The organism is Streptomyces anandii JCM 4720 (assembly GCF_014650655.1).
Classification (GTDB): domain Bacteria; phylum Actinomycetota; class Actinomycetes; order Streptomycetales; family Streptomycetaceae; genus Streptomyces; species Streptomyces anandii.
Window position 1 is genome coordinate 319,445 of the sequence record NZ_BMVJ01000008.1, and the last position, 1,110, is coordinate 320,554.

At 77.7% G+C, this 1,110-nt stretch carries 2 protein-coding genes; one reads left to right on the forward strand and one right to left on the reverse strand.

The annotated features are described in order from the left end of the window. On the forward strand, positions 1-731 hold a 731-nt coding region (locus tag IE249_RS37595; protein ID WP_373304404.1), incomplete at its 5' end, for a tetratricopeptide repeat protein. Here IE249_RS37595 and IE249_RS17350 read toward each other — a convergent pair. Next, positions 709-1,110: nitrile hydratase subunit alpha (locus tag IE249_RS17350; RefSeq protein ID WP_229858712.1), on the reverse strand; the 402-nt coding region annotated here is incomplete at its 5' end. The genes IE249_RS37595 and IE249_RS17350 overlap by 23 nt on opposite strands.

The following is a 1,110-nucleotide window of genomic DNA, read 5'->3' on the forward strand; positions in this document are numbered from 1 at the left end:
CGGCGGTACGGCGGCTGCGCGCGGAGTGGCGGCGGCAGCCCGGGATTCCGGTGGCCGACGCGCTGGGGTGGGCGCTGCACCGGGCCGGGCAGGACGAGGAGGCGCTGAAGTTCGCCACGGCCGCGATGGACTCGACGAAGGGCGGCGGGGTGCGCGACGCGCTGTACGCGTTCCACCGGGGGGTGATCGAGCAGGGCCTGGACCGGACGGGTGCGGCCCGGCGTCATCTGGAGGAGGCGCTGCGGACCAACCCGTACTTCTCCCCGCTGTGGGCGCCTCAGGCGCAGGCGGCGCTGGACGCGCTGGGCGAGCCGTCGGTGGAGGACGTACCGGGGGACGCGGACACGGGTTCGCCGGCGGGGGGCGCCGCGACTGGAGCGGGGGCGGGGGCGGACGCGGATACGGGGACGCGGGCTCCTTCCGCGGCCGGGGCGCCGGGGACGCGGGCACCGGCGGGTGCCGAGGCGCAGGCGGGTCCGGCGGCCGCCGCCGGCGGCGATGTGACGGCGGCGGCGACGGCCGGCTCGGACACCCCGGCGGGCTCCGGAGCCACGGCGGGCGGCGGGGCTCAGGGCGCTGCCGGGGCTCCGGGGACCGACGGGGGGCCGAGGGCCGGCGGAGGGCCGGCGGACGGTGGCGGTGGCGGTGGCGGTGGCGGTGGCCAGAGGGCCGTCGAAGCCCCGGCGGGCGGCTCCCCGGCGGCCGCCGTCAGACCGCGGCCGTCCCGATGAGCGCGTTGCGGGTCACCAGCGCGGCCAGTTCCTCCTCGCCCAGACCCTCCGTGCCCTCGGGTCGCCTGGGCAGCACCATGTAGCGGGTCTCCGCGCTGGAGTCCCACACGGTGATCTCGGTGCCGGGCGGCAGCTCCAGGCCGAACTCGGCGAGCACGGTGCGGGGTTCGCGCACGACCCGTGACCGGTAGGCCTCCGACTTGTACCAGCTGGGGGACGGGCCCAGCAGGCGCAGCGGGTAGCAGGAGCAGAGCGTGCAGACGATGACGTTGTGGGTGTCCGCGGTGTTCTCGACGACCCGCAGCCGCTGGTAGGAGCCCTCCATGTACCCGAGCTCGCGGACCGCGGCGGTGCCGTCGGCGAGCAGCCGCCGCTTGTA